The sequence below is a fragment of the Sandaracinobacteroides hominis genome, from assembly GCF_016464365.1.
GTDB classification, from domain to species: domain Bacteria; phylum Pseudomonadota; class Alphaproteobacteria; order Sphingomonadales; family Sphingomonadaceae; genus Sandaracinobacteroides; species Sandaracinobacteroides hominis.
The window spans coordinates 410,636-431,187 of record NZ_JADCUC010000002.1; the positions used below are offsets into that span (position 1 = coordinate 410,636).

The window sequence follows — 20,552 nt, forward strand, 5'->3', positions numbered from 1 at the left end:
TGTCGGCTGCATGACCGCGCTTTACGACCATGTGCCCAACCGGCGGGCAATCATTGACCGCAGGCAGCTGGCCGACGTGCTGGACAAGGCCGTGACGGCTGCACCCGCCGAGGGGCGCCGGCAGGTGGTCGCTTCGGTGCTGAAGGAAGCGCTGGACGCAGGCCGCGCCGAAATCCACCGGCGCATCCTTGTCACCCCCGGGCGCGGACTGGAGCTGGCAAGCGCGCAAAGCTTCCTGACCGACCAGATCCTGCGCCTCGCCTATGATGCGACCACGACGCACCTCTATGGCATGGTGAACCCCTCCACGGCCCAGCGCATCTGCATGGTGGCGGTCGGCGGCTATGGGCGGGCGGAAATGGCGCCCTATTCCGACGTCGACCTGATGTTCCTCTCGCCGCTCCGCAACACGGCCTGGGTGGAGCAGGTGGTGGAAGCGATCCTCTATATCCTGTGGGATCTGGGGCTGAAGGTGGGGCACAGCACCCGCACCATCGACGACATGATCCGCATGGCGAAAAGCGACCTCAGCGTGAAGACGGCGCTGCTGGAAGCGCGCTACCTGTGGGGCGATCAGGAACTGTACGACGAGGCGTCGCGCCGCTTCCAGCGCGAGATCGTGGCCGGGCAGGCGCGCGAATATGTGATCGCCAAGCTGGCCGAGCGCGACGACCGCCACCGCCGCATGGGCGACAGCCGCTATATGGTCGAGCCCAACATCAAGGACGGCAAGGGGGGCCTGCGCGATCTGCAGACGCTGTTCTGGATCGGCAAGTTCAGCATGCAGGTGCAGACGGCGGCCGAGCTGGTCGACAAGGGGCTGTTCTCCGCGGAGGAATATCGCCAGTTCCAGCGCGCGCAGAACCATCTCTGGGCCGTCCGCATCAATTTGCACGACCTCGCCGGCCGCGCCGAGGAGCGGCTGACCTTCGACATGCAGCGCGACCTTGCCGCCCGGATGAACTATGCTGATCGCCCCGGCATGTCGGCGGTGGAGCGCTTCATGCGCCACTATTTCCTGACGGCCCGCACGGTTGGCAGCCTGACGGCGCTGTTCCTGGCGCATCTGGAGGAGAAACACTCCCGCAGCGCCTGGGTGCCGCGCATCACCCGCCGGCCGCAGCGGCTGAACGGCTTCCGGCTGGTGCGCGGCAAGATCGAGGCGCCAAGTGACACCTTCTTTGCCGAGGATCCGGTGCGGCTGATCGAGCTGTTCCAGATCGCCGATACGCAGGGCCTGGAAATCCACCCGATGACCATGCGGCAGGCCTCGCGCGACGAGGCGCTGATAACCGAGAAGGTGCGGCAGGATCCGCGCGCCAACGCGCTGTTCCTGGATGTCCTCACCAGCCGCCGCGATCCGGAAACGGTGTTGCGCTGGATGAACGAGGCCGGCGTGTTCGGCCGTTTCGTGCCGGACTTCGGCCGCGTCGTGGCAAAGATGCAGTTCGACATGTATCACCATTATACGGTGGACGAGCACAGCATTCGCGCCATCGGCCTGCTGTCGCGGATCGAAAAGGGCGAGCTTAAGGAGGATCACCCGCTTTCCACCGCGGTGATCCGGCAGATCGTCTCGCGCCGGGTGCTCTATGTCGCGGTGCTGCTGCACGATATCGCCAAGGGTCGCGGCGGCGACCACAGCATCCTGGGCGCCGAGGTGGCGCAGAAGCTCTGCCCGCGCTTCGGCCTTTCCCCGGCAGAAACCGATACGGTCGCCTGGCTGGTACGTCAGCACCTGCTGATGTCGGCCACCGCCTTCAAGCGCGACCTGTCCGACTTCAAGACCATCCTCGACTTCGTGGAAGTTGTCGCCTCGGTAGAACGGCTGCGGCTGCTGCTGGTGCTGACGGTGGTGGACATCCGAGCCGTTGGGCCGGGCATCTGGAACGGCTGGAAAGCGCAGCTGCTGACCACTCTGTACGACAATGCCGAGGAAGTGCTTCGGCTGGGCCACAAGCAGAGCGGGCGGCAGGAACGTATCGAGACGCGGCAGCAGCGCCTGAAAGAGGTGATGGGCTGGAGCGCGCCGGGCTTCGAAGCCTATGCCAGCCGCTTTGCCGACAGCTACTGGCTGGCCGAACCTGCCGATGTGCTCGCCTCCAACATGGCGCTGGTGGTCGACGCCGATCTCGCCGGTCGGCAATTCACCGTGCGCTCGCATCCGGATGCGGCGGGGGCCACGCTGGTTTCTGTCTATGCGGCAGACCATCCGGGGCTGTTCTACCGCATCGCCGGGGGCATCGCGCTGGGCGGTGCCACCATCGTCGACGCCCGCATCCACACTACCAGGGACGGCATGGCGCTCGACAATCTCACCATCCAGGATCCACTGGGCGGGCCGTTCGACGAGACGAGCCGGCTGGAACGGATGGAGCGCTCGATCGAGGATGCGCTGGCGGGCCGCGTCAAGCTGGCCGACCGGTTGGTGGCAAAGCCGTTACCGCGCCGCCGACAGGAGCATTTCAAGGTTGTGCCGCAGGTGTTCATCGACAATGCGGCGTCAAACCGCTTCACCGTCGTCGAGGTGAACGCGCTGGATCGTCCGGCGCTGCTCTATGCGCTCACCTATGCGCTCTATGGCGCCAAGGTGACGATCCATTCCGCCCATGTCGCGACCTATGGCGAGCGGGCGGTGGATACTTTCTATCTTACCGATCTGACAGGCGAGAAGATCGACAGCCCCTCGCGGCTGAAGGCGCTGGAAAAGCGGCTGCTGGAGGTGGCGTCCGCGCCGGGACAGCGGGTGCCTGACGTGGCTGCGGCGGAGTAGGGGGCGGATTTGCGAATTGGTGCGGGGGCGGGATGAACCCGCCCTCTCCGAACGGTTTTCAGGAAGGCGGAACGAAAAAGGGCGGGCAAAGCCCGCCCTCCGTCGGACTGGCCGGGGATAGATATCCCCGGCTCAGCCGGCCGTGGTTCACGGCGAGTCTGTGAGTTTGCGCTTCGCGCAAACTCACAGCCACCTCAGAACCGGTAGTTCACGCCCGCCATGATGCGGTTGCGGTTCACGCGGGCCGAGGCGCCATCGCTGAGGTCGTCGTTACCGAAGCTGTTGAACTTGGTGTAGCGATACTCGACGCGGGCCGACACATTGTCGGTCAGCATCTGCTCGACACCGGCTCCCAGCGACCAGCCGTCCCGGTTGGTGCTGGCGCGCTCGGTGACGCCGGCATCGGTCGAGGCCAGCGTGAAGCGGCCGTTTTCCCAGCCGCCCTTGGCGTAGATCAACGTCTTCGGGGTGGCGAGAACGCCGGCGCGGGCCAGCAGGCCGAACGAACGGCCGCCATCGAACGAAACCGATTGACCCGGGCCGACGGCCCAGCGCAGCTTGTCGGTGTCGCCCGTCAGGAACGCTTCGGCACCCACGACGAAACTTTCGCCGACCTTGAAGTCATATCCGAGCTGCGCGCCATAGGCGAAGCCCGAAGAGGTTTCGCGGCCAGTGGTCGTGCTTTCGGAATCGCGAACAGTGGCGCGCACCTTGTCCTGCTGCCAGCCGCCCTGCACGCCCACATAGGGGCCACTGAACGGCTCGGCGGCGAAGGCTTGCGAGCCAGCGGCCAGTGCCGCAGCGGCGAACGCCGCGCGGGCAATATTCATGTTGAACGCCATGAGAAACCTTTCCTGTTTGTCTTCTTTTCATAGTCCGGCCGAGAGGGATGCCGGAACAGCGGCTAAAGAGACCCAGCGCATTTAAGGCTGGCTGAACTTCCTGTTGCCTGACGTTAATGTAGGAAGAGTTGCGCTGATTCAAAGGCATGGCTGCCATGTGCTGCCGTTTGCACGGCGCCGATTTTGGCGATTGTCTGTGGCTCTCCGGCCACACAATCTAACCGAATTGGAAGCTATTCCCGGTTTGCGGCGACTTTGGCCAAATCTAGTCGTCCGATGCCGCCGCCGTCTGCGTTGGGCTGCAGGCGCATTTTTCCGCGGATGCCGTCTGAATCTTTTTCACTTTTGGTGCCGTGGTGGCAAATTCGGCCGCCAGCAGGAGACCATCGCCGTTCGCATCTGCCTTCCGGAACTTCTCGATTCCACTGGCAGCATATTCCTCAAAGCTCAGCTTGCCGTCGCCGTTCAGGTCCAGCTTGTCGAAGTTGCGCCGCCGCTGGGTGAGATATTCCGCCTGGGTGATGCGGCCGTCGTCGTCGCGGTCCGCACGGGCGAAGCGCTGTTCCTCACGGGTTTTGGGGCGGGTCGGCTCGGGCGCCACCAGCTCAGGCTCGCTCTCCTCCGCCGGCGCGGCCGCTTCTGCGACCGGGATGCGGCCAGCCTCTGCCCGCTGCACATCGGCGCTGAACCAGAGCGCGACACCGCCGGCGGCAAGCAGTCCTGCGCTGGAAAGGGCAGCCAGGCGGCCAAACAGTTTCCGGTCCATTCAGCGCAACCCATACCGCCGGGGCGCGCACCCTGTTGCGCCCGTGTTGCGACCCTGGTTTCAGGCCTAACATGCAGCCTGCTCGGCAGGCAATCAGCCTTTCAGCGCAGCGAGCGCCATTTTCCACTGCCGGCCGGGCGAGGCGGGTGCTGCCAGCGGCTCGCCCTGCTCCAGCCGCGCCCAATCGTCGGCCGCCACGCGGTCCAGCGCGCGCAGCGCGGGCGGAAGCGAACCCTGCGGCGCCGAAGGAAATGGCGGCGGATTGAGCGGCTGCAACCGCACCTCCGCACTGCCCCAGCCGCCGCGCCGCAGCTTCACCAGCGCCCAGCGCGTGCCGGCGGCATTGGCAGCCGCCGCCTCCGCATTGGTGATCGGGCGGCCGAGGATCGCGGTGAACATCGCCCGAAACAAGGGCGCGCCCCGCGCCGCGGCCATCGAAAGCGCATCCAGCCGGCCTTCGGTAAGAAGCGGCAAGAAGCCTTCCTCGATCGCGCTCAGCGCCACCAGATCGACCGCCCGGGCACGCGCATCGTGGCGCAGCGCCCGCAGCAACGGCTGCGGCGGCGCAAGCTTGCCGGCCCCCAGAAGCTCCAGCTGCTCCCGCCACCAGGCAAGGCGGATTTCCGCCAGCATCGGCTCGCGCGCCTCGGCGACAATCTTCTGTTGCTCCAGATCATAGGCGTGGAGCGCGAGCAGGGCAGGGCGGGCATCGGCCGGCGCCCACAGCGTGGCGAGCCACCGCTCGCGATCGCGGGATTTCAAATCGGCAAGGAGGGAATCGTCAAGCATCGGCAAGCGGCATGGCCCGCCTGACAGCCGAATTCAACGACTGACGGTTGGGTGGGGGGCGTCGCTACGGATCTGGACGCCGCTCGCCGGCTCGACGCTACCGCGTCAGCCGCTTGTAGCTCAACCGGTGCGGCCTATCCGCCGCATCCCCCAGGCGCCGCCGCTTGTCTTCCTCATACATCTCGAAATTACCTTCGAACCACTCCACATGGCTGTCGCCTTCAAAGGCCAGGATATGGGTGGCAAGGCGATCCAGGAAGAAGCGGTCGTGGCTGATGACCACGGCGCAGCCGGCGAAATTCTCCAGCGCTTCTTCCAGCGCGCGCAGCGTCTCGACATCCAGATCGTTGGTCGGTTCGTCGAGCAGCAGCACATTGCCGCCCTCCTTCAGCATCTTCGCCATGTGCACGCGGTTGCGCTCACCGCCCGAAAGCTGGCCCACCTTCTTCTGCTGGTCGGTGCCCTTGAAGCCAAAGGCGCCCACATAGGCGCGCGATGAAACCTCCTGCTTGCCGAACTGGAAGCGCTCGTTGCCGCCGGAGACTTCCTGCCAGACATTCTTGTTGGGATCGAGCGCATCGCGCGACTGGTCGACATAGCCCAGATGCACGGTTTCACCGATCTTGATGCTGCCCGAATCCGGCTGTTCCTGCCCGGTGATCATGCGGAACAGCGTGGTCTTGCCGGCGCCGTTCGGCCCGATCACGCCGACGATGCCGCCCGGCGGCAGGATGAAGCTCAGGTCCTCGAACAGCAGCTTGTCGCCATAGGCCTTGGTCAGCCCGGTCGCCTCGATCACCGTGCTGCCCAGACGTTCCGGGTTGCGGATCAGGATTTCCCGGTCGGAGCTGCGGCGCGAATCCTGCTTCGCCACCAGCTCGTCGAAGGCCTTGATCCGCGCCTTGGATTTGGTCTGCCGCGCCTTCGGGCTGGATCGGATCCAGTCCAGCTCCTGCGATATCGCCTTGGAGCGGCCTTCGTCCTCACGCTTTTCCTGCTCCATCCGCTTGGCCTTCTGTTCCAGCCAGGCGGAGTAATTGCCTTCGAACGGAATGCCTTGCCCGTAGTAGAGCTCCAGCACCCAGCCGACGACATTGTCCAGGAAGTAACGGTCGTGGGTGACGAGGATCACATTGCCCTGATATTCCTTCAGATGGTTTTCCAGCCAGCTGACGGACTCGGCATCCAGGTGGTTGGTCGGTTCATCCAACAGCAGGATGCCGGGCTTTTCCAGCAGCAGCCGGCACAGCGCGATGCGGCGCTTTTCCCCGCCCGAGAGATTTTCCACCGACCAGTCGCCGGGCGGGCAGCGCAGCGCGTCCATGGCGATTTCCAGCTGGTTGTCCAGCGTCCAGCCGTCGACGGCGTCGATCTTCTCCTGAAGCGTGCCCATTTCCGCCATCAGCGCATCGAAATCGGTGTCGTCCTTGGGGTCGCCCATTTCCGCCGCGATGGCGTTGAAGCGGTCGATCATGTCGGCGATGGGGCGCACCCCGTCCTTCACATTCTCCAGCACCGTCTTGGTGGGATCCAGCTGCGGCTCCTGCGGCAGATAGCCGACGGAAACGCCCTCGCCGGCCCAGGCCTCGCCGACATAGTCCTTGTCCATGCCGCCCATGATCTTCATCAGCGTGGACTTGCCCGAGCCGTTGATGCCGATGATGGCGATCTTGGCATCCGGGTAGAACTGCAGGTTGATGTTGTTCAGGATCGGCTTCGACGCGCCGGGGAAGGTCTTGGTGAGACCCTTCATCACATAGGAAAATTGCTGGGCCACGGTGGTCCTCAAGATTGGGTTGGAAGGGCTGGACAGGGGAAGTCGCCGAGGCCCTTAGCGCATCGGTGGGCGGGGTTCAAACGGGCTGGATGGCAACCCTGGGCTTTGGCCCGCGCCGCTGCGCAGCCAGCGGGCGGCCTGCCTGCTGCTCCATTTCGGATATCCAGTGTTCCGGGCCCAGCGGACGGCCGGTGCGGAGGCGGGATTCGATGGCATCTGCAACCGCTTCGCCGCTCTCCTTCAGGTCGGTGGCCTCCCAGCCATGCTTCAGCATCGAACGCCAGTTGCGCAGCAGGAGAGGCAGGACGTCGATGTCGGTGAGCGGATCATCCTTCACACGCGCGCCTTGCACATGGCTTCTGGCGCTGGACCAGCGCCAGTCCTCGGCGCGCTCCACCATGCCGGCCGCGACGGGATTATTCTCCACATAGCGGATGGCGGCCTGCAGGTAGGCGCCGCTTATCGGATAGCTGGCAAAGCGGGATTGGAACAGGTGCCCGCGCCACCCTTCGGGGAAGTTGATGTGGCGCGTGTAGCGCCTGTGCGGTTCCGCAAGTGCGGCGCGCAGCCCATGCGCGTTTCGGGCAGCAGGATCAGATGGACATGATTGTCCATCAGGCACCAGGCGAGGCAGGCAACCTCAGCCTCTGCACAGGATTGCGTGAGCAGTTCAAGGTAGAGGGCGCGATCCGCATCCGAGAAGAACACGGGGAGCCGACGGTTGCCGCGCTGGGTGATATGATGCGGAACGCCGGGGAGGACGACACGGGCGAGTATGGCAATATGGCGTGTATGGTGCAGGGGAGATGCTTTGTCTAATTAGTATACTGTCCCCGGAATTCAAACCCGAACATGTTGCCGTTGGCCATGTGTTCGCCCCTTCTCTCAAAAAATTTTGTTAGACCAGCCGACAGCGGGTGAGCTGAAATGGGCGATCCAGCTTCGCCTTCTTCAACGCCCGAACCACCTCGTCGCAGAAGAAATGATTCATCACCATATCCCCGGCTGTCCACATTTTAAGGCCACCTGCGGCAGCGCGTGAGACAGCGAGATCGTCCGCTTTTTGATCACTCACGCGGTAGGAATCGTGCATCTTGTCATGCACGATCTTCCGAGAAGCTTCAGGTGCGACTGTCCTCAGCTGGGGCGTGATATGAAACTGGAAGTAACGCTTCTCCGTCCGGCGTTTACGATCCGAAAAGAAGACGTCCGTCGGCACGAACTTGGATGGACCGATGTCGATCCCGCTCAGCGCCTCCGCAACTGCCGCAGACACCAGTGGCACAGACGGGCCAGTGATAACATCGCGCTCTTTTGCAAGCCTCTTATCGCTCCAACCGTCGTCAACCCGGGCCCACATCGTCTTTGGAAAATCGTCCGCGGGCCACGCCTGTCCACGCCCTGCTGTGGTTCCAAACTCGATCCCGCGGGTCATATCCCGCTCTCGGAGATCATCTTGGAAGCCGACAGTCGTTCGACCATCGCTCAGAAAATTCGTCATCCAGACATGATCGCTGCTCACGCTAAACTCCTTTGTACGCATCTTGTTATGCTGTTCATGCCCGCACTGGCAGTCGATTTGACGTAATCTGAACGCTGGACAGAAGCCGAATTCCAGCCACCGCAGCCGTCGGCCTGCCGCGTTCTCTGCGCGACAAGGCTCACCGTTCTCTCCCCGCTTCCGTAACCGCCCGCTCAAGCGGACTAAGCAGATAATCGATAACTCGCCGTGTATCTGTCCGGATCTCCGCGCTGGCGGCCAGCCCCGGCGTCACCTCGATCGCGCTGCCTCTCGGCGGCGGTTGCACCGTCACCCGCGCGGCGTACACCGGCCCCAGCTTCTCGTCCTGGATCGCATCCCGGCTGATCCACGCCAGCTTCCCCTCCAGCGTGCCGTAGCGCGTGAACGGGAACGCCTCGAGCTTCACCGTCACTGGCTGGCCAACGTCCACGAACCCGGCGTCCCGGTTCAGAACCTGCGCTTCTACAATCAGCTCACCGCTGTCAGGCACCACCACAAGGATCGGGTCTGCTGCCTTCAGCACAGCGCCTTCGCTGTAGATTGCCAGCTGCTGCACCACGCCGTCGATTGGACTGCGCACAACCTGCTGGCTCTGACGCTGCGTCGCCTTGGTCAGTTCTTCGCGCGCGAGCCGCGCGTCCGCCTCCGCCTTCGCCAGATCCGCCAGCACTTCGCGCACTGCTTCCGCGCGCGCCATGGCGATCTGCTGGTTCACGCCGGCCATGTTGGCGCGGGCGCGGGCCATGTTCTGCTGCTGGATCGCGATCTGCCGCTCATGGTCGATCTTCTGCTGTTCCAGCTCCAGCTGACCAAGCTTCGACGAGAACCCCTTCTCCGCCAGCTGACGGCGCTTCTCCACCCGTTCGGTGAGATATGGCAGGGTATCCGACAGCCGCGACACTTCTGCTTGGGCGCCACCTTCAACGACCTTCGCCTCGGAGGCCTGCTCCCTGAGCGTCGCAGTCTTCGCCCCCAGCTCGGCCAGCCGGGTCTGGATCAGCAGTTTCTGCGTGGCGATGAGCTGCTCCGGCGTGCCAGCGGGGACGGATCACACGATCAGCAGCCGGTTCGGCAGCTCGTCGGGGTTTTCCGCAGTGGGCGGGAAATGCGTGGCCAGCACGCCGCCCGCCAGCGCGATGGCGTTCACAAAGCCCTGGGCGATGTCTCCGCCTTTCACGCCGCTCAGCAGGGCGGCGGCAGTTTCCGCCCAGTGATCGGGCGGTACCTGCCGGTAAATGCCTTCGTCGGCGATGATCTCCACCACATGATCCTCGACAGAAACATGGATGAGGACGCCGGTCCGCGCCTCCGTCAGGTGGATGCCGCGAATCAGGAACTGCTTCAGCGCAATTTCGTGCACCCGTTCCTGCCTGAGCGACAGCGGCGCAAAGCGCTGCGCCAGCGGCGACCACCAGAGCGCAAGTGTGGCCAGCAGCAGCACGACAACCTGCATCAGCACGAAAATCTCTACCGTCTGCCAGTCCGAAAGCGGATCTTCCTGCCACATGCCAAAGGCCGCCGCCCAGAAGCTGGGGCCAAAGCCAATGGCGGTCAGCAACACCGGAATGAGGAAGGCGGCAGCGGCAGCCAGAGCCAGCACCCATTCGACATAGCGATGCTTTTCGGTCGCCATCGTGCAGACGATTTCGCCGGAGGTCATCGCCTCTGCCTCGACGATGGCGGTCTCCACGCGGCCCAGGTCTTCGGGAGGAAGCTGCATCACCATCCGCCGCTCGCCCCTCCGCCGCCGAAACCGCCGCCGCCTCCTCCGAAGCCGCCGCCGCCGCCCCAGCCGCCGCCTCCGCCGCCACCCCAGCCGCCGCCCATGCCCGGGCCCCAGATCACGATCGGGCCACCCCGGCTGGCGCGTTTCCCGCCTTTCGCACGGCGGATCACGCTGAAGATCCAGAAGGCCAGGAACAGGAAGAAGAGGATCGTTCCCAGGCTGATGCCGCCGCCCGGCGGACCCTGCTGCGCCGCGCGGGCCTCGGCTGCCTTCACATTGGCGGCTGCCTGTTCCGGCGGCAGCTCCACCTGTTTCGCGATCTGGTCAAAGCCGTCCAGCACCCCGCCCGCCATGTCGCCGGCGCGGAACTTGGGCAGGATCGCCTGGCTGATGATGACAGAGGAAAGCGCGTCGGTCAGCACCGGTTCCAGCCCATAGCCAACTTCGATTCGGACGCGCCTTTCGTTCGGCGCGACCAGCAGGATCACCCCATTGTCGCCCTTGCCGCCGGCCTCGCGTTTCTGGCCGATGCCCCACGCCCGGCCCAGCCGATAGCCATATTCCTCGATTTCATAGCCCTGCAGATCGGGCACGGTGGCGACGACCACCTGCGCCGTGGTCTGCTTCTCGATCGCTTCCGAACGCGCGGTGATCTGCGCCACGACGTCGGGCGGCAGGATGTTGGCGGCATCCACCACCCGGCCCGTCAGGGCGGGAAACTGTTGCGCCGCCAGCGGCGACGCAAGCAGCAGGAGCAGCAGCGCCAGCAGGCGCATCGGCAGGCCCCTTCCCGGTTAGAATTTCACCGTCGGCGCAACTTCGGCGTTCGCCGTCGTCGCTTTGAACGGCTCCTTCGGCTTGGCGCCATAAATGGTCTTGGCGGCAATGATCGACGGGAAGGTGCGGATCTCGGTATTATAGGCCTGAACGCTGCTGTTATAGTCGCGCCGGGCGATGGAGATGCGGTTTTCCGTGCCCTCCAGCTGCGTTTGCAGCGCCAGGAAATTCTGGTTCGACTTCAGGTCCGGGTATTTTTCCACCACCACCATCAGCCGCGACAGCGCAGAGGAAAGCCCATCCTGCGCCTGCTGAAAGGCGGCGACCTTGGCCGGGTCGGAAAGATCGCCGGGGTTCAGCGTCGTCTGCGTCGCCTTGGCGCGGGCCTCGGTCACGCCCACCAGCACGTCCTTTTCCTGTGCGGCATAGCCCTGCACGGTGGCGACAAGGTTGGGGATCAGGTCCGCCCGGCGCTGGTACTGGTTTTCCACCTCGCCCCAGGCGGCATTCACGCCCTCCTCCTTGGTCGGGATGGAATTGACGCCGCAGGCGCTCAACGAAAGGGCGACGGCCAGCGGAAGGACGATACGGAGTGCGCGCATTCTTGGAACCCCCGGGAAATGAGTGCGAGCGGGAAGAAGCCTCCGATTTGTCTTCGCGTCAAGAGGACAAGCGGGCGCGTTCGTATTTCGGCTTGCCAAATCCAACCTGAGCGGGAAAGGTCGATGGACAGGCAATCGGGGATCGTACATGTCGATGTTGCAGGAATTCAAGGCCTTCATCTCACGCGGGAATGTGCTGGATCTGGCGGTCGGTGTGATCATCGGCGGCGCGTTCGGAACCATCGTGAAATCTCTCACCGAAGACCTCATCATGCCGCTCGTTTCGGCAGTGACGGGCTCTCCGGATTTCACCTCCAACTTCATCCGGCTGGGGCCGGTTCCCGCCGGCGTCGATCCCACAAACTATGCCGCCCTGAAGGAGGCCGGCGTCGCCATGCTGGGATATGGCGCCTTCGCGACTGCGCTGCTGAACTTCCTGATCCTTGCCTTCGCGGTCTTCCTGATCGTCAAATACGCCAACCGCTTCTTCGCAACCCTGGCGCCGCCGCCTCCGCCGCCGACAGAGGAAGTGCTGCTGCTGCGGGAAATCCGCGACAATCTGAAAAAATAGCCCGTGGAGACGCTCGCGCAATGGGTCGACAGCATGCCTTTGCTGGTCCTGGGGCCGCTCTTCTTCCTCATCTTCTATGGCGCTGCCTATCTGGGGCGCTGGCTGGGCAAGCGGGTGGACCGGACCGACAAGGACAAGGAGCCGGGGCTCATCGTCTCGGCGTCGCTGGGCCTTCTGGCGCTGCTTCTGGGCTTCACCGTTTCGATGGCGGTCAGCCGCTATGACAATCGCCGCGCCGCCGTGGTGCAGGAAGCGAACGCCATCGGCACCTTCATGCTGCGCACAGACCTGATGCCGGAGGCGGTCCGGGCGCCGACGCTGGCGGCGCTCGATCGCTATGTGGCGGCGCGGGTGAAGGTCGGGCGGATGGGCGAGGGCATTTCCGAGGTCCGCGACGCCGGCAGGATCACCACGCAGGCGCAGGCGGAAATGTGGCGCGAGGTGATGCAGGTGCGCCAGCATGTGCCGGAGGAATCGGTGAAGATCCTGCTGGTGGAATCGGCGAACGGCATGTTCGACATGGCCACCGTGCGCGATGCGGCGCTGGCAAACCGACTGCCGCCCACGCTGGTGCTGCTGCTGATCTTCTTCCCCATCGCCAGCCTGATTCTCATTGGCTACGCCGGAGGCGATTCGCTTGGCATGCATCTGGTCGCCTCCACCGAGCTGGTGCTGCTGCTGACTCTGGTGCTCCTGCTCATCGCAGACCTCAACCGGCCCAGATCCGGCTCTATCATCACGCCGCAGGCCGCGCTGCTGGATGTACAGGCACAAGTGAAGGCGCGTTCCATTCCTCAATCATGACCAGGAGAGTTTCATGCGCATATTTGCAATCGCCGCCTCGGCTGTGGCACTCGCAGCCTTGAGCGGCTGCGCCGGTTCCTCCGATACCGCAGCGCCGGCTACCAAACCGGCGCCGACGGGCGCCGCACTCGCCGGTGGTGAATGGGCGGTGTTCGAAATCAACGGCGCGCCGATCGTCGCCGATTCCAAGCCGACCATCGAGTTCAAGGATGGCCGGGTCTTCGGCGCCGGCAGCTGCAACCGCTTCATGGGCGGCTATACGGTTTCCCCCGATGGCGTGAAGCTGCAGATGTCGCAAATGGCCTCGACGATGATGGCCTGCCCAGACCCGCTGATGCAGCAGGAGGGCGCGTTCCTGAAGACGCTGGGCGACGTCACCGGATATTCGGTGGCGGGCAATGTGCTGACCTTGACCACGGCTGGCGGGCAGACCGTCAAAGCCAGGCGGTAGGCGGCCGCGATCAGCGCGAAGCGCTAACTCGCGGACTCGCGGCCGGCGGGGCGGCGGGCATCAGCCCGCCGCCCCGCCGACGTCAGCGCGGGCTTTGCCTGCGCCACTTTCCTGCTGGTCTGCCGAGTTTCAGGCGCTGTGCGCTTTGACAATCTTGCCCGGAGCCCGCGGCGGCTCGCCCTTGGGCAGCGCGTCGATCAGGTCCATGCCTTCGATCACTTCGCCCCACACCGTATATTGCTTGTCCAGAAAACGGGCGTCGTCGAAGCAGATGAAGAACTGGCTGTTGGCGCTGTCCGGGTTGGAGGTGCGCGCCATCGAGCAGACGCCGCGCACATGCGGCTCGGCCGAAAATTCCTGCTTCAGGTCGGGCAGCTTGGAGCCGCCGGTGCCGGTGCCGTTGGGGCAGCCGCCCTGCGCCATGAAGCCGGGGATCACGCGGTGGAAGACGACGCCGTCATAAAAGCCGCTGTCGGCCAGCTCGACGATGCGCGCCACATGGCCCGGCGCCAGATCAGGGCGCAGCTTGATGGTGACATCACCGGATTCGAGGGTGAGCTTCAGGGTATCGGGCATGCAGGCTTCCTTTCGTTGGAACCATGGGCGCCTAGAGCAAGTTCGTGTGTCGTGAAAACAGCAGAATCGCCCGGCACATCGCAGGTCATGGCGCGAAATGGCGCATTTCCCCCGTATTTCAAGTTCCTCGGCCTTGCCTTTGCGCGCAGGGCAGGGCTTTGTTCTGCCGTGCCGATCGCCCGCAAGACAGCCTGGTTGCCCCTGTTCCTGTCCTGCGCGGCGTGCGTCGCGGCGCCGGCCCTTGCCCAGGAAGCCGCGGTAGCGCCGCCTGTGATCGCGCCCGATGACGATCTTTTCGCCCCTTTGCCTGCAATTCCCGAGCTGACCGAGCTGCCGCCGGTCGACTTCGGCGATCCGATCGCCATGCCGCCGGTGGAGCCGCCCGACGCCGACCTGCTTGCCCCACTCCCGCCACTTGCCGGCTTCGACCCGACCCCCAGCGCCGATTTCAAGTTCGCCGACGTGGCGCAGGAAGGCATACGCTACAGCGTCACCGTGGAAGGGCTGGAGCCGACCGGGCTGGGGTCCAGCTTCCGCCGGCTTTCCGCGCTGAAGCGCGGCGAAAAACGCCCGGCCACACCGGCGCAGATCGCCTCGCGTGCCAACTCCGACGAAACGCTGATGCAGCGGCTGATGTTCTCGGAGGGCTGGTATTCCGGCCTCGTCGATACGGACATCAAGGTCGTCGACGACAGTCGCGCCGAAGTCCGGCTGATCGCAACCCCCGGCGATCAGTATCGCTGGCGGCAGATCACGCTGGATCTCATCCCCCAGGACAAGGCCGGGCTGGGTGCGGATTTCGGCCTGAAGCTCGGCGACCCGATCATCGCGCTGAAGGTGGAGGAGGCCGAGGGCGCCCTGCTGCGCAAGCTGATGGAATCGGGCTATGCCTTTGCCGAGATCGGCGCCCGCGACGTGGTGCTGGATAACGATGCCCCCACCGGCACCTACCTGCTGACGGGCGACACCGGCCCGCTCAGCGTGTTCGGCCCGATCCGCATGGCCGGCTTCCAGCCCTTCAACGAGGGGCATGCGCAGGTTATCGCCCGCTTCGAGCCGGGCCAGCCCTATGACGCCCGGCTGGTCGACGATTTCCGCCGTGCGCTGATCGCCACCCAGAGTTTCGGCGGCGTCACCGTGACCCCGGTGGATACCGGCATGCGCGAGCCGGATGGCCGCGCGGTCACGGAAATGCGGGTGCAGGGCAACCGCGGGCCGCAGCGGCTGCTCACCGGGCAGCTCGGCTATTCCAGCCAGGACGGCTTCCGCGCCGAGGGTTCCTGGCGGCACCGGAGCTTCGTTCAGCCGGAGGGAATGTTGACCACCAAGGCCGTGCTCGGCACCGAGGAGCAGCGGCTGTCGACTCAGCTGACGATGAGCAACTGGCGCCAGCGGGACCGCACGCTGGACTTCGGTGCCGAGCTTTCGAACCTGACGCCGCCTGCCTACATCGCCCAGACGCTGGTATTCGCGACTACCCTGGGGGTCGCCTCAACGCCGATCTGGCAGAAGCGCTGGACCTGGATGGGCGGCATCGGCGTCGGTGCCTCGCGCGAAAGGTCGCGGGCGTCGATCCTGCCGGAGGACGATGAAAACGATCTGCTGCCGCGCTACACCCGCAACTTCCTGTTCGTGTCGGCGCCCTTCTGGGTGGGCTACGACCGTTCGAACGACCTGCTGAATCCAACCAGGGGCTATCGGCTGCGGGTGGACCTGAACCCCGAAGTCTCCCGCGAAGGCAGCAGTATCGAGACCTATGCCCGGATGTTCGCCGAGGGCACGGCCTATCAGGGCATCGGCGACAGCTTCGTGCTGGCCGGGCGGCTGCGGCTGGGCACCATTGTCGGCGCCGACCTGCTGAACATCGCCCCCACGCGCAGGCTCTATGCCGGCGGCGGCGGCTCGGTACGCGGCTATGAATATCAAAGCGTCGGCGACCTCGGCGCCAACGGCCGGCCGATCGGAGGCCTCAGCCTGTTCGAATCCAGCATCGAGGGCCGCTATCGCTTTGGCGACTTCGGCGTCGTCGGCTTTGTCGATGCCGGCTCGGTCAACCCCGGCCCCATGCCCAGCCTCGACGGCACCCGCTTCGGCGTGGGCGTGGGCGGGCGCTACTTCACCTCGTTCGGTCCGATCCGGATTGACGTGGCGCGGGCGATCAACCGCACCTCGCGCGACCCCAAGGTGGCGCTCTACATCTCCATCGGGCAGTCCTTCTGATGGCCGACGAAACCGGCCAGCTGGACGAAGCCGAGGCATCGCCGCCTTCGCGCCGCAGCTGGTGGCGCTGGCTGATCGGCATCCTGCTGACGCTGGCGGTGCTGGCAGCCGCCGCGGTTCCGCTGGGGCTGTGGTGGCTGGCGGAAACGCCGCGCGGACGGGCCTTCGTGGCAGAGCAGATCTCTGGTCTGCAGCCAAAATCGGGCGTCCGCTTCCAGGTGGGCCGCATCGACGGCTCGCTGCTGTCGCGGTTCGATATGGTCGACGTGGTGGTGAAGGATCTCGACGGCACGTTGGCCGTGATCCCCGTCGCCCATGTCGACTGGGAACCGATCACGCTGTTCGGTCGGCTGGTGAGCATCAACCGGCTCGATGTGCCCGAAGTGCGGATGCTGCGCATGTGGCACATCAATCCGTCGGACCCGGACGAGCCGCTGCTTCCCGACATCGACATCCGCATCGGCCGTTTCGAGTTTCCGCGCGTGGTGCTGGAAAAGCCGCTGCTGGGGCGGGAGGAAGTGCTGGCCGCCGTAGGTCGTGCCGATATCCGGTCGGGGCGGGTGCTGTTGGATGCCCGGGCCTCCGCGACGGCGGGCGATCGGCTGCTGCTGTTGCTGGATGCCGAACCGGATCGCGACCGCTTCAAGCTGGATGCGGATTTCCGCGGGCCGAAGGGCGGGATGGTGGCGACCGCTGCCAAGATCGACCGGGCCCTGACGGTGACGGCAAACGGCGCCGGCAGCTGGAGCCGCTGGCGCGGCGCGCTGACCGCCGATCTGGGCGAGGGAGAAGCGGCGGATCGCGCCGCAGACCTCCGCATCCAGGCCGACGACGGGCGTTTCCGCATCTCCGGCGTGCTGCGCCACGCCGGGCTGCTGCAGGGAACCGCGGCAAATCTGGTGTCGCCGGAACTGGCCGTAGAGGCAACGGTCAGCCGGGACGGCGACTGGTTCGATCTCAACCTGTCGGCCAGCTCCCCTGCCATCTCGGTGACGGGCGCCGGCCGCATCGACACGACCGACAATCTGCTGGAGGCGGTGCGCGCTGAGCTGGAGCTGAAGCAGCCGCAGCTGGTGAACCCGGCGCTTTCGGGCAGCGGCATCCGCGCCACCGTCGGCGCCGACGGCCCGGTTGCCGACCCCACCATCCGCTGGACCGCCAATGCCCAGACCGTCCGCTTCAAGGGCGACAGCGGCCCAATGGGCGCCGACGGGCTGGTAGCGTCGGGCGAGGTGAAACTGGCGCAGGGCGCCCGGCCACTGACAGTTCCGTTCACCGCCACCGCCGTCCGCACGGTGGGTCTGCCGCCGGAAACCGCAGCGCTGCTCGATCGGCCCCGGCTGGGGGGCACGCTCAGCTTCGCCAATGGCACCCTGCGCGGCAACGGGCTCACCCTCACCACCACCCGCCTCAACGCCAGCGGCAACGCCATGCTGTTCCCCGATGGCCGGGCGACGGCGCAGCTGGATGCGCGGGTGGCGCGCTTCGATGTGAACGGGCTTGGCCCCGTTTCCGTGCGCGCGGTCGCCAACATGGACAGCCGCCCCGGCCGTTCGCCCGCGGTCAACGGCCGGATCGAGGGGCGTGCGCTGGGCCTCACCAACAGCGGCGTGCGCGATTTCCTGGGCGGCCTTCCCACTTTCAACGCCAATTTCGTGCTGGCGCCTAACGGCAGCATCGCCGTCAGCAACGCCGCTCTGAAAAGCCCCAACCTGAACGTTGCCGGCGCCAGGGCCAGCTACGATCCCGCCAGCGGCCGTTTCACGCTGGATGCCGCCGGCCGCAGCCGCGCCTACGGCCCGTTCACCGTCGTTGCCAGCGGCACCTCCACCGCGCCGCGCGCCACCATCCGCATGCCGTCGCCCGGCTTCGGCTTCGGCGTCACCAACCTTGTCGCCGACATAACCCCGCAAGCGGGCGGCATCCTGCTGGTCGCCAGCGGCGACAGCCCGCAAGGTCCGCTCACCGGCCGCATCGGCGTCGGCTTTGGCGACAACCGGCCGCTCACGCTCGATATCCACGAGGCATCGCTGGCCGGCGTCAGCGCCACCGGCCGGCTGGTGCAGGCGCCGTCCGGCCCGTTCGTCGGCGCACTGGTGGTCGACGGCCGCGGGCTCGATGCGAACCTCGCCTTCACCTCGCAAGGCGAACTGCAGCGTGTCGATGTCAATGCCCGGGCACTCAACGCCCGGCTGCCGCTGGAGACGCCGATCGGCATCGCCAAGGGCAATGCCCGCTTCATGGTGCTGATGGTGCCCGGCAAGCCGCATGTGAACGGCAGCTTCCGCTTCTCGGGCGTGCGGCGCGGCACGATCCTGCTCTCCGACATCTCCGGCAGCGCCAACCTCGCCGGCACCAGCGGCATCGCCAAGGTCACCGCCAACGGCCGCGCCGGAGACGGGCAGGCCTTCAACGGCACGGCAACCGTGCAATCGGTGGCCGACGGGTATGCAGTCGGGCTCGACGGGCAGGTAGGCAATTTCCCGCTGAAGCTGGAGCGGCCGGCGCGGATCATCCGTACCGCATCCGGCTGGGAGCTGGTCCCGGCAAGGCTGATCCTGCCGCGCGGGCAAGTCGTGATGGCCGGCAAGCTGGGCGATGCGCGCGAGCTTCAGCTGCAACTGACCGACGTCGATCTTTCCATGCTCGATCTGGTTTCCAGCAAATGGGGACTTGGCGGCAAGGCCAATGGCCAGATCCTGTTCAAGCAGGCGCATGGAACCCCGCTGCCCACGGGCGAGGCCAACCTCACCATCGTCGGGTTGCAGCGCGCCGGCGTGACCGGCATTTCCATCCCGGTCGATGTGCGCGTGTCGGGCCGATCCGACGGCGCCGGGCTGCTGCTGGGCGCGCAGCTGAGCTGGCGGAAGAACCAGCTCGGCCGACTGGTTGTGCGGGTAGAACCGGGCGCCGGCGAAACGCCCTACGAGCGCTTCCAGAACGGGCAGCTGTCCGGCGGCATCCGCTATAACGGCCCGGTCGAACCGCTATGGGCACTTGCCGGGCTCGAAGGGCAGGAACTGAAGGGCGCGGTGGTGATCGGCGCCGACTTCCTGGGCACGCCCGCCAATCCGGACCTGAACGGGATCGCCCGCGGCAAGGGACTGATCTACCAGAACGCCACCTTCGGCACCCAGCTCACCGATCTCGCCTTCGACGGCCAATTCTCCGGCGGCGAGCTGCGCGTGAACAGCCTCACCGGGCGTGCACATGCCGGCACGCTGAAGGGCAGCGGCGTCGTCAGGCTGGGGCTGGAGCAGTCGTTCGACATGTCGCTGGAGCTCAGCAACGCCCGGCTCGCCAACAGCGACACCATGGAATTCACGCTGTCCGGTCCGCTCCGGCTGCAGGGCTCGGGCGCCGAGGCCGCGCTCACCGGCGACCTCCGGGTCGATTCCGCCCGCGTCCAGCTGGTGCAGATGGAAACCAGCGAAGTGCCGCAGCTGCAGGTGCGCCGCGTCGGCGAAGTGCGGCTGCCCGATGCCGAGCCAAGCCTGTCTGCCTCCAACGTCAAGCTCGACGTGCGGGTGCGCGCAGACGATCGGGTGCGGATCGAGGGCATGGGCCTGGACAGCATCTGGCGCGGCGACATCCGCATCCGTGGCACAGCCGGCGCTCCGGTCTTCCTGGGCACCGCCACCATGGCGCGTGGCGACTTCAGCTTCGCCGGCAGCGACTTCACGCTGACCTCCGGGCGGGTAGGCTTCAACGGCAGCCCGCTCGACAGCTCGATCAACATCGTCGCGCAGACCCAGGCACAGGATGTGACGGCGTTCGTCACCATCAGCGGCACGGCAGCGAAACCCGACATCCAGTTCAGCTCCAGCCCCACCCTGCCGCAGGACGAAATTCTGGCGCGGCTGCTGTTCGGATCGTCGGTCGCCGACCTGTCGGTAACGGAAGCCGTGCAGCTGGCGACGGCGATTGCCGGCCTGCAATCCGGCGTCGACACGATGGGCAAGGTCAGGCGCTCGGTCGGCGTCGACCGGCTGCGGCTGGAGGGCGACAATGCCCAAACCGGCATGGGCACCGGCATCGCCATCGGCAAGCGGCTGACGCGCAATGTCTATGTGGAGGTGCTGACCGACAGCCAGGGCAACACACTGACGACGATGCAGCTGACGCTGAGCCGGATCTGGAGCGTGCTGATCGAGGTGAGTTCGGTTGGGGATTCAAGTGTGAACTTGAGGTATCAGAGGGAATATTGAAGGCGGCCGCGATTAGCGCGAAGCGCTAACTCGCGGACTCGCCGCAAATACGGCCGGCCGGCGGCAAAGCCGCCGAGTCCGGCAGATTTCAGGAAAGAGAGGGAAAGTTGCGGGCAAAGCCCGCTCGTCGGACAGGTTCTGGGGCCTG

Annotated in this window: 19 protein-coding genes; 7 read left to right on the forward strand and 12 right to left on the reverse strand. The window is 65.8% G+C overall.

Translation table 11 applies throughout. From position 1 onward, the window contains the following. Positions 1-10: 10 nt before the first annotated feature. Entirely contained in the window at positions 11-2,773 is a 2,763-nt protein-coding gene (locus tag IM784_RS06605) for a [protein-PII] uridylyltransferase (RefSeq protein WP_199554648.1), read from the forward strand. 194 nt (positions 2,774-2,967) lie between these two features. Here the strand turns inward: IM784_RS06605 and IM784_RS06610 are convergent, their stop codons facing one another. From IM784_RS06610 to IM784_RS17700, 6 genes are all read right to left on the reverse strand, one after another. Next, the gene (locus IM784_RS06610; protein ID WP_199554496.1) at positions 2,968-3,603 is read right to left on the reverse strand and encodes an outer membrane protein; all 636 of its coding nucleotides are present in this window, start codon (positions 3,601-3,603) and stop codon (positions 2,968-2,970) included. 277 nt (positions 3,604-3,880) lie between these two features. Next, positions 3,881-4,381 carry an EF-hand domain-containing protein gene (locus tag IM784_RS06615; protein WP_199554497.1) on the reverse strand — a complete coding sequence of 167 codons (501 nt, stop codon included), beginning with the start codon at positions 4,379-4,381 and terminating at the stop codon, positions 3,881-3,883. A gap of 93 nt (positions 4,382-4,474) precedes the next feature. After that, entirely contained in the window at positions 4,475-5,170 is a 696-nt protein-coding gene (locus IM784_RS06620) for a squalene/phytoene synthase family protein (RefSeq protein WP_199554498.1), read from the reverse strand. 97 nt (positions 5,171-5,267) lie between these two features. Continuing rightward, positions 5,268-6,947, reverse strand: a complete 1,680-nt coding sequence (ettA, locus tag IM784_RS06625; protein WP_199554649.1) for an energy-dependent translational throttle protein EttA — start codon at positions 6,945-6,947, stop codon at positions 5,268-5,270. 76 nt (positions 6,948-7,023) lie between these two features. Then, entirely contained in the window at positions 7,024-7,374 is a 351-nt protein-coding gene (locus IM784_RS17695) for a hypothetical protein (RefSeq protein ID WP_408015282.1), read from the reverse strand. A 32-nt stretch (positions 7,375-7,406) separates the two neighbouring features. After that, entirely contained in the window at positions 7,407-7,655 is a 249-nt protein-coding gene (locus IM784_RS17700; protein ID WP_408015283.1) for a hypothetical protein, read from the reverse strand. On the opposite strand from IM784_RS17700, the gene IM784_RS17130 reads away from it, so the two are divergent. Next, complete coding sequence (locus IM784_RS17130) at positions 7,545-7,766, forward strand: hypothetical protein (RefSeq protein WP_235976611.1); 222 nt, start codon at positions 7,545-7,547, stop codon at positions 7,764-7,766. The genes IM784_RS17700 and IM784_RS17130 overlap by 111 nt on opposite strands. A 79-nt stretch (positions 7,767-7,845) precedes the next feature. Here IM784_RS17130 and IM784_RS06635 read toward each other — a convergent pair whose 3' ends face one another. The 5 genes from IM784_RS06635 to IM784_RS06655 form a co-directional block, all read right to left on the reverse strand. Next, on the reverse strand, positions 7,846-8,469 hold the full coding sequence (locus IM784_RS06635; protein ID WP_199554499.1) for an imm11 family protein: 624 nt from the start codon (positions 8,467-8,469) through the stop codon (positions 7,846-7,848). Positions 8,470-8,608: 139 nt separating this feature from the next. Further along, a complete protein-coding gene (locus IM784_RS06640) occupies positions 8,609-9,487 on the reverse strand; it encodes an HlyD family type I secretion periplasmic adaptor subunit (RefSeq protein ID WP_199554651.1) in 879 nt (292 codons plus the stop codon). 30 nt (positions 9,488-9,517) lie between these two features. Then, complete coding sequence (locus tag IM784_RS06645; RefSeq protein WP_199554500.1) at positions 9,518-10,195, reverse strand: TPM domain-containing protein; 678 nt, start codon at positions 10,193-10,195, stop codon at positions 9,518-9,520. Continuing rightward, positions 10,189-10,971, reverse strand: coding sequence for a TPM domain-containing protein (locus tag IM784_RS06650; protein WP_199554501.1), 783 nt, complete (start codon positions 10,969-10,971; stop codon positions 10,189-10,191). Before IM784_RS06650 ends, IM784_RS06645 begins: the two co-directional genes overlap by 7 nt. Before the next feature lie 18 nt (positions 10,972-10,989). Next, on the reverse strand, positions 10,990-11,574 hold the full coding sequence (locus tag IM784_RS06655) for a LemA family protein (protein ID WP_199554502.1): 585 nt from the start codon (positions 11,572-11,574) through the stop codon (positions 10,990-10,992). Positions 11,575-11,722: 148 nt separating this feature from the next. Between IM784_RS06655 and mscL the strand changes: the two genes are divergently transcribed. The 3 genes from mscL to IM784_RS06670 are packed head-to-tail and all read left to right on the forward strand — an operon-like array spanning position 11,723 to position 13,400. Continuing rightward, positions 11,723-12,145 (forward strand): large conductance mechanosensitive channel protein MscL, encoded by a 423-nt coding sequence (gene mscL, locus IM784_RS06660; protein ID WP_199554503.1) that lies wholly within the window; start codon positions 11,723-11,725, stop codon positions 12,143-12,145. Between the two features lie 33 nt (positions 12,146-12,178). Further along, positions 12,179-12,949, forward strand: a complete 771-nt coding sequence (locus tag IM784_RS06665; protein WP_199554504.1) for a bestrophin-like domain — start codon at positions 12,179-12,181, stop codon at positions 12,947-12,949. A 13-nt stretch (positions 12,950-12,962) separates the two neighbouring features. After that, positions 12,963-13,400, forward strand: coding sequence for an META domain-containing protein (locus tag IM784_RS06670; RefSeq protein ID WP_199554505.1), 438 nt, complete (start codon positions 12,963-12,965; stop codon positions 13,398-13,400). 129 nt (positions 13,401-13,529) lie between these two features. Here the strand turns inward: IM784_RS06670 and IM784_RS06675 are convergent, their stop codons facing one another. Then, complete coding sequence (locus tag IM784_RS06675) at positions 13,530-13,976, reverse strand: peptidylprolyl isomerase (protein WP_199554506.1); 447 nt, start codon at positions 13,974-13,976, stop codon at positions 13,530-13,532. Positions 13,977-14,144: 168 nt separating this feature from the next. Here IM784_RS06675 and IM784_RS17595 point away from each other — a divergent pair, with 168 nt between their 5' ends. After that, a complete protein-coding gene (locus tag IM784_RS17595; RefSeq protein ID WP_199554507.1) occupies positions 14,145-16,196 on the forward strand; it encodes a BamA/TamA family outer membrane protein in 2,052 nt (683 codons plus the stop codon). After that, the gene (locus IM784_RS06685) at positions 16,196-20,404 is read left to right on the forward strand and encodes a translocation/assembly module TamB domain-containing protein (protein WP_199554508.1); all 4,209 of its coding nucleotides are present in this window, start codon (positions 16,196-16,198) and stop codon (positions 20,402-20,404) included. The genes IM784_RS17595 and IM784_RS06685 overlap by 1 nt, the downstream gene beginning before the upstream one ends. Positions 20,405-20,552: the final 148 nt, after the last annotated feature.

What these genes read in the sequence shown, in the direction of transcription:
- IM784_RS06685 (WP_199554508.1), top strand. Translation starts at nt 16,196, where the DNA reads ATGGCCGACGAAACCGGCCAGCTGGACGAAGCCGAGGCATCGCCGCCT.
- IM784_RS06670 (WP_199554505.1), top strand. Translation starts at nt 12,963, where the DNA reads ATGCGCATATTTGCAATCGCCGCCTCGGCTGTGGCACTCGCAGCCTTG.
- IM784_RS06675 (WP_199554506.1), bottom strand. Translation starts at nt 13,976, where the DNA reads ATGCCCGATACCCTGAAGCTCACCCTCGAATCCGGTGATGTCACCATC.
- IM784_RS06645 (WP_199554500.1), bottom strand. Translation starts at nt 10,195, where the DNA reads ATGGTGATGCAGCTTCCTCCCGAAGACCTGGGCCGCGTGGAGACCGCC.
- IM784_RS06620 (WP_199554498.1), bottom strand. Translation starts at nt 5,170, where the DNA reads ATGCTTGACGATTCCCTCCTTGCCGATTTGAAATCCCGCGATCGCGAG.
- IM784_RS06615 (WP_199554497.1), bottom strand. Translation starts at nt 4,381, where the DNA reads ATGGACCGGAAACTGTTTGGCCGCCTGGCTGCCCTTTCCAGCGCAGGA.
- IM784_RS06650 (WP_199554501.1), bottom strand. Translation starts at nt 10,971, where the DNA reads ATGCGCCTGCTGGCGCTGCTGCTCCTGCTGCTTGCGTCGCCGCTGGCG.
- IM784_RS06665 (WP_199554504.1), top strand. Translation starts at nt 12,179, where the DNA reads ATGCCTTTGCTGGTCCTGGGGCCGCTCTTCTTCCTCATCTTCTATGGC.
- mscL (WP_199554503.1), top strand. Translation starts at nt 11,723, where the DNA reads ATGTCGATGTTGCAGGAATTCAAGGCCTTCATCTCACGCGGGAATGTG.
- IM784_RS06655 (WP_199554502.1), bottom strand. Translation starts at nt 11,574, where the DNA reads ATGCGCGCACTCCGTATCGTCCTTCCGCTGGCCGTCGCCCTTTCGTTG.
- IM784_RS06605 (WP_199554648.1), top strand. Translation starts at nt 11, where the DNA reads ATGACCGCGCTTTACGACCATGTGCCCAACCGGCGGGCAATCATTGAC.
- IM784_RS17130 (WP_235976611.1), top strand. Translation starts at nt 7,545, where the DNA reads ATGGACATGATTGTCCATCAGGCACCAGGCGAGGCAGGCAACCTCAGC.
- IM784_RS06610 (WP_199554496.1), bottom strand. Translation starts at nt 3,603, where the DNA reads ATGAATATTGCCCGCGCGGCGTTCGCCGCTGCGGCACTGGCCGCTGGC.